Raw genomic sequence first — 7,234 nt, 5'->3', positions numbered from 1 at the left:
AAGTACAGATATATCAAAATAATTAATTATAATTGTTTAACAATTAAAAATGAGAGTATTATCTCTCATTTATATTTTATTAAATCTAACCATTAACTTTATTCACCCGATTTTTAAGTATAATTAACAAATAAAATATCAGGAGGTATTTAAAATATGAAAAAAATATTATCTATTTTAGTGACAACATTTATAGCAACAACAGCAAGTACAAATGTTGTTGCATGTGGAACTAAATCTAACGCATCCCCAGTACCAACACCAGATTCAAAAAATTTTACTGAAGTAGTAACCACCGGAATTGCTGGTCACCTTAGTGGATTAATAAATGTGAATGGAACTATTTATGCACTTGCTGATTCTGATTCTGACCCTACTGCACCAATAAAATTATATAAGTCTACAAATGGCACAGACTTTACTGAAGTAGTAACTACCGGAATTCTTGACAATATTAATGATTTAAGAGTTGTGAATGGAACTATTTATGCACTTGCTGTTTCTGGTTCTGGTTCTACCATATCAACAAAATTATATAAATCATAAAATAGACTTGGTCATACTATAAAGTTTAACTTATAACTGATTAATTACCTTTTGAAAAAATGAACACTTATAATAAAAAAATAGACACAAAGCAATTCTTTTTTTGTGGTGAAGTTTTTTATAAGTGTTCACTTTTTATATATAATAAATTTGATTTTCCTATATCATTACCGAATATTTTTATGTAAAAATATTAAGCAATTACCTTGTTTAATTTTTAAATTAGGAGTTTGATTAGGCAAGATTAAAAATTCATTACTAAATGATTGAGTATCATTAGCATTAATGATAATGTCTTGATTAGGGTAATATTTACAACCACTAAAATTATAAATAACTGGTTGGATGCCATAATTAAAAAAAGAAATATAATCATAAGTAAGTTGGTGTTGGGTAAAGGTATAGTGTTGATTATTTTTTAACATAAAACAATAATTATTTTCTCCGACTAAAATTAGATTATATTGTTGATATTTCAAACAAATATTAATACTTGCCATTAACATATCTCAACGTGTGCCATCTGCTACTAACACAATTTGTTGAAAATTTAGTTTTCGTTCTAAAGCTAATATAATTGCTAGTTCACTGTCAAGTTGGTCTTTGACACTATTAAAAACAATGCTTTCTAAGTGCAAATTTTTCTTATCTTTAATTACTTTTGATAATTGTTGTTTTGTAATCGTGTCATTGTCTCCACAAATAAAAGCCATCGTTTTATTATGCTTTAATAAATTTATAATCCCAGTTTCCACCCCCACATAAATGGGATTAATAAATTGGTTAAAATCAATTTTATAATCACGACAAACAATTACTAATTGTCGAAAGTTATCCTTATTCATAAAAAAATAACTTATCCACTTGCATTTTAATCGGATTACTACTATTTAATAAATAACTACCTGCTACTAAATAATTAGCACCAGCATTAATACAAGCAGAGGCTGTTAAATCATTAATACCCCCATCAACAGCAATCGTTAAATTAGGAAAATTATTAGCAATATGTTTTACTAATGATTTAATTTTATTAGTACTATCAGCAATGAATGTTTGACCACCAGCACCTGGTTTGACACTCATAATTAAAATAGTATCAAGATATGGTAAATGTTCATAGACTTTAGAAATAGCAGTTTCTGGATTAATAGCTAAACCTTTTTTGAATCCTGGCTCTTTTCACATCAAAAATTCTGTTAGTTGTTCTGTTGTTAATGCTTCATAGTGTAAAGTAATGTTTTTTACTTGCGGTAACATAAATGGTTTTAAATAATCATGAACTTTGGGTGTTATGATTTTAACCATTAAATGACAATCAAGATTAAAATTAGGACTAAATTGACAAATATCACTTAAGATTTTCGGACCAAAACTTAAATTAGGGACAAAATGATGGTCCATGACATCAAAATGAATTCAATTAATTCCTGCTTTTTGTAAGTTTGTTAAATCATCTTTTAAAGATAAATAGTTAGCTGTTAAGACACTAGCTGCAATCGTAACATTAGTTTTCATATAATGTTATTACCTCCATAAATTATTTTTTAGTATGTTGAAACTCTCCTAAAATTTTACAATAATCTTCATAAAAAAATGTCGAAATAACTTTATTTTTCACAGCTAATTTAATAGCGCATTCTGGTTCTTGTTGATGTAAACAAGTGCGAAATTTGCATTTTTGTCAAATGTTATTGAAGCTAGGAAAGTTAGTAGCAATATCAACATTAGTTAGACCTTGCAGTTGAAAAACGGAAAAACCAGGCGTATCAGCAATAATACCACCAAGACAAAAATATAACCGTGATTTAGTTGTCGTATGCTTACCACGATTTAAAGCAACAGAAATATTTTGTGTTCACAATTTTAAATCTTTATCTAAGCTATTTAAAGTTGTACTTTTTCCAACACCTGATGTACCAGTTAAAAGTGATAGTTTATTAGGAAAAACTTGTTTTAAATCTTGTAAGCCTTGTTTAGTAACATTAGAAAGCAATATTGATTGGATTCCTAAATCTTGATAGGCTTGGACTTTAGTTCATACTTCATGGTCTTTAGTTACTAAGTCCGTTTTTGTGAAAACTAAAATCATTGCTAAATGGTAGAAATTAAAAATCGTTAGTAACTTGTTTAGTAAAAAACTACTAAACGCCGGTTGCACTAAAGCACTAACAATTAATACTTGGTCAACATTGGCGATACTAGGGCGATATAGTTCATTAATGCGTGGTAAAATCCTTTCAACTAATGGATAATCTGGATCTGAAAAATTGACTTCAACATAGTCACCAACTAAAATTCTAGGTTTGCTAAACTTCAGATTACCTCTAATTAAACAACGATGAATAATTTGATTAATGGCCACATCAACAAAATTATTAGCAACGTTAATAACGATTGCTTGTTGGAAATGCATTGCTTAGTTCCTTTCCTTAAGTATTAGACTAATAATGTAATCATAACACCAATTAAACCGCAAATTATGATAATTAAAATAAATAAAAATCATCTTTTAGCATAGAAGGGTTGTTTTAACTTATCAACATTGAGATTAACTGTTTTATTTTTGAGAATTATGACTTGTGTTTTATTAGTTCGCTTTTCATTTTTACGTGCACTTTCTAAACAAGTAGCAAGATCGATTTGTAATTCTTCAATCATTTGGTAGCGACCAGCAACGGTTTTACAAGTGGCTTTCATAATAATATTTTCCAAACTTTGGGGGATATTATTATTAATATTACGAACTAAGGGCATGGGTTCTTTAATATGTTTAGATGCTAAAATTTGGGGATTTTTATGGAAAAATGGTGGTTCACCAATTAATAGTTCATATAAGATAATTCCCATCGCGTAAATATCACTTTGTGTCGTTGGTTGTTGAAAGCGAACTACTTCAGGAGCAATGTATTTCATAGTCCCAACAACTTGATTAGCATGTTTTTTTACTTCATAATTATCAATGACAGCAATTCCAAAATCTAAAACTTTGATTGCACCGCTGGCTGTTAGAATGATGTTTTCTGGTTTTAAATCACGGTGAATAATACCTGCTACATGACAAGCATTAATTCCTTTTAAAATTTCTTGAGTAATAGCCACTGCTTCGCTAACTCCTAAGACCGAATTAGTAGTTAAATATTCTTTTAAAGTTTTACCTTCTAGTAGTTCAAATACTAAACATCAGTCAGCTTTATCAATAAAAACATCATAAACTAAAATGACATTAGGGTGTTTAATACGTGTTACAGCATTGATTTCTTGTAAAAATCGTTCTTTAATCAAATCATCTAATGGGGAAATAGGATTAATAATTTTAAGGGCCACTTTACGGTCTAAAAATTTATCATGAGCTTCATAAACTTTAGCCATGCCACCAGCACCGATTTGTTTAGTAACTTGATAGCGGTTGTTTAAGATTTTATTTATTGCCATTAGATTCACCAATACTCTAGTTTTAATTGTCGTCTAATATATTTTACATTAAAATGTATTTATATTGCTATATCACAATTACTTAAAAAGAACTTTTTTGTTAATTAATTTCTATTAATAATACTGTTACGTTATCAGTTGAAGCATTATTTAGTGCTTGTTTAATTAATAGCTTAACTTTGATATTAGGACTAACTTTTTTCATTAAAATACTAGTAATTTCGTGGTTTTCTAGAAAGTCATGAGCACCATCACTTGTTAATAAAAAATAAGTATTTGTGAAAATTGGTAAATGAAAAATATCAGTTTTTAAAGTTTTAGATGGTCCTAAGGCACTCGTTAATGCTTTTCAATAAGTTTGATTTAAATCTACTAGTTCTTGTTGTTCTTCTTGTTGAGTTTTTAAATATAAATTTAAAACATTATGGTCAACAGTTAGTTGTTTTAAACCATTTTCATTAAATAAATAAATTCGTGAATCACCAATATTAACTAAGTAAGCTTTATTATTAGCAATTAAGACAATGACCATTGTCGTTCCCATGTCCATTGCTTCATGATTGGATAAACTATACTCATACATAGCTTCATGAATGGTATCAATTTGTACTTGTAGTCAAGCATGAATTTGCATATCGTGTTTTAATTTATTAAAATCTGTCGTTTGAAAAACATTTTTTAACATCTTAATAGCCATGTTACTGGCAATTTCTCCACACTTGTGGCCACCTAAGCCATCACAGACAGCAGCTAAACTTTGTCCAGTTTTATTTTCAATATATAAAGCAGCATCTTGATTATTTTTACGATAGTTACCAATATCAGTTTTGTAACTAGCAATTATTTTCATAGTTACCACTCATCTCTATACTTCTTTTTTTAACTTGCAAATGTAGAAGCCATCTGTTCCTTCATGAAAGCCAAAGATTTGTCGTTCTTCAATAATCGTCATTTTAGAGAATTTTTTAATGAATGTTTCAATTTGATTTTGATTTTCTTCGATGTTAAAAGTACAAGTTACATATACTAATATGCCTTGTGGTTTTAATTGATGATATGCTTTTTCTAGTAGTTGTGTTTGAACAGTAATTAAACTATCAATTTCTTCTTTGCTTCAGTTAATTAATTTAACTTCTGGTTTGCGTTTAATTAGTCCTGAAGCAGTACTTGGGGCATCAATTAAAATTTTATCAAACTTTTGTTTAAAATTAAAGGTAATAGCATCGCAAACTATGATATTGGTGTTAGTTACTCCTAGTTTAATTAAATATTGATGAGCAATTTTCAAACGATTGGCATTAATATCGGTAGCGATAATCGTACCTTTATTAGTCATAAGGGCTGCAATATGGGCAGTTTTTGAACCAATCCCTGCACACATATCTAAAACTTCATCATAAGGTTTAGGAGCAAGCATGTGACTCACAATCATGCTTGCTTGGTCTTGCTTAATAATATTTCCTTCTTTATAAAGTTTAGTATTGAAAATTGATTTATTACTAATAATGCCATCGGAAACGATATTACTTGGTTGAAAACCAAAGGTTTGGTAATGAGCATTAGTTAGCACATGTTGAACTGTTGTTTTTAAGGTGTTAACACGAAAACTAATTAATGGTTGTTTCAGATTATCTTTCATTAATTGTAAAGCGATGTTCGTACTAAATTGTGATTCTACTAGGTTGTAGAGTCATTGTGGATAACTATGTTTTATGAGTCTGATGGTACTGCGTTTGGCTTTTGGTAAATTAAATTCTGATCTGAATTCAGCAAAGCAAAGTTCTAATAATGTCGAACTAATATGAACCATATTTTTATTAATTGTCTTAACGATATTTAAAATATCTTCAGTAAACAATTGTCGGTCAGTAATTTCTAAGAAATAAATTTCATAAAGGACTGTTCATAGAAAGATTGTTAATTCAAAGGGGATACTGACAGTTGGTTGTAAACGTAATCAAATTTGGTTTAAAATATAATCTAAATAAATTTGATTTTTTAAAGTACCAAAAACTAGTTTTTCAATTAGTTCTTTTTCAAACATAGAGAGATCTTTATCTTGCATCATGTTTGCTAATAAGACATTACAGTGACCTTTTTCTAATATGACTTTTAATAAAATTTTATATGCGCTAGTTTGTATATTCATTGTTCTAACCCCACTATATCCTTTTTATTAGTTAAATATATTATAACTTAAATTATTTTTTTTAAATTTTGGAACAGAGAGGATAGAGTTAAATAATTACTTTTTACATATATAAGCGAGTTTAAATAAGTACTTATTTAAAGGAAATAAACCTGAATTGTAAATAAGAATAGGTTTTGATAATGTCCCATTATTTCACTCCAGAAGAAAATTTAGCAAATTATGTTTTTTATTATATGTGTCCAGACTTTGGATTTAACAACTCAGGATAATTAAAAATACATCAATTGATGCATTTTTAAGAAATATAATTTAAATTAAACTATTGATTGTAACTAAACTAAACTTGAATTTTGTTTTAGATTAATTTTACCTTTTCATTTTTTACAATCTTCGCCATATTTGTACATATTATTAATTTTAATGCCTAGAATGATACCTGATCACATAGCACACGGTGTATTAGCACAAATAACAACTAAATCTTTCATTAAGATTGTTGATTCACTAGCACCAAAATATGCAAGGTGACATACACCTCATAATACTCAAAGACTGTTAGCAATAGTGTAAATAATAAATGTTGATAAAGAAATACCGTTAGTTTTTTTAGTTTTTACTGTTCGTAATGACTGTGGAAAGAATGCTACTACTGCAATTAAAGTAGCAATAAATCCAATCGTTGTTACAATTCATCATTGACCTCCCATTATGAATTTACCTCCAAAGTTCCAGCTTTTTCGCCTAGTGTTTTCAGGGGGGCGTAACAAACTTCCGTAGTCATTATTCTATTATCAATAATTTATCTTTAAAAGACTCAATTCCTTTTTTATTCAATAGATGTGCTATATAATATCAAATAAATAAATTAAACTAAATTTATTTGATATGAGTAGTATTTGCTCTATAAAAAATAAAAAACCCAAAATTCAATAAAATCAAATTTTAGGTCGTGTTGGTACTTTTTTTTATTTTTTTCCTACTTTTCTGCAAAATTAAAGGATATCGGAATTTACTTTCTATTTAATTTCAAATCTAAATCTTGAGCTATATCCATTACAACTTCAGATAAAGTTGGATGTGGATGACATGAATTAGCTAATT

Annotated in this window: 8 protein-coding genes; 1 reads left to right on the top strand and 7 read right to left on the bottom strand. The window is 28.1% G+C overall.

The features are described from left to right. Positions 1 to 156: 156 nt before the first annotated feature. Positions 157 to 546: a lipoprotein gene (locus RDJ14_RS02505; protein WP_308149798.1), complete on the top strand. Its 390-nt coding sequence runs from the start codon at positions 157 to 159 to the stop codon at positions 544 to 546. 167 nt (positions 547 to 713) lie between these two features. Here RDJ14_RS02505 and RDJ14_RS02500 read toward each other — a convergent pair whose 3' ends face one another. The 7 genes from RDJ14_RS02500 to RDJ14_RS02470 all read right to left on the bottom strand — a co-directional run bounded on the left by RDJ14_RS02500 (position 714) and on the right by RDJ14_RS02470 (position 6,840). Then, a complete protein-coding gene (locus RDJ14_RS02500; RefSeq protein WP_308149797.1) occupies positions 714 to 1,391 on the bottom strand; it encodes a hypothetical protein in 678 nt (225 codons plus the stop codon). Then, on the bottom strand, positions 1,384 to 2,064 hold the full coding sequence (locus tag RDJ14_RS02495; protein ID WP_308149796.1) for a ribulose-phosphate 3-epimerase: 681 nt from the start codon (positions 2,062 to 2,064) through the stop codon (positions 1,384 to 1,386). The genes RDJ14_RS02500 and RDJ14_RS02495 overlap by 8 nt, the downstream gene beginning before the upstream one ends. 22 nt (positions 2,065 to 2,086) lie before the next feature. Further along, complete coding sequence (gene rsgA, locus RDJ14_RS02490; RefSeq protein ID WP_308149795.1) at positions 2,087 to 2,962, bottom strand: ribosome small subunit-dependent GTPase A; 876 nt, start codon at positions 2,960 to 2,962, stop codon at positions 2,087 to 2,089. Positions 2,963 to 2,985: 23 nt separating this feature from the next. Then, positions 2,986 to 3,981, bottom strand: coding sequence for a protein kinase (locus RDJ14_RS02485; RefSeq protein WP_308149794.1), 996 nt, complete (start codon positions 3,979 to 3,981; stop codon positions 2,986 to 2,988). A gap of 100 nt (positions 3,982 to 4,081) precedes the next feature. Next, positions 4,082 to 4,831 (bottom strand): protein phosphatase 2C domain-containing protein, encoded by a 750-nt coding sequence (locus RDJ14_RS02480; protein ID WP_308149793.1) that lies wholly within the window; start codon positions 4,829 to 4,831, stop codon positions 4,082 to 4,084. A gap of 15 nt (positions 4,832 to 4,846) precedes the next feature. After that, positions 4,847 to 6,130 carry a methyltransferase domain-containing protein gene (locus RDJ14_RS02475; protein WP_308149792.1) on the bottom strand — a complete coding sequence of 428 codons (1,284 nt, stop codon included), beginning with the start codon at positions 6,128 to 6,130 and terminating at the stop codon, positions 4,847 to 4,849. Positions 6,131 to 6,465: 335 nt separating this feature from the next. Next, a complete protein-coding gene (locus RDJ14_RS02470) occupies positions 6,466 to 6,840 on the bottom strand; it encodes a PQ-loop domain-containing transporter (protein ID WP_308149791.1) in 375 nt (124 codons plus the stop codon). Positions 6,841 to 7,234 lie beyond the last annotated feature (394 nt).

Source organism: Spiroplasma sp. AdecLV25b, from assembly GCF_030913225.1.
Taxonomy (GTDB): Bacteria; Bacillota_I; Bacilli_A; order Mycoplasmatales; family VBWQ01; genus Spiroplasma_E.
This window is presented reverse-complemented; position numbering and strand designations above follow the sequence as displayed.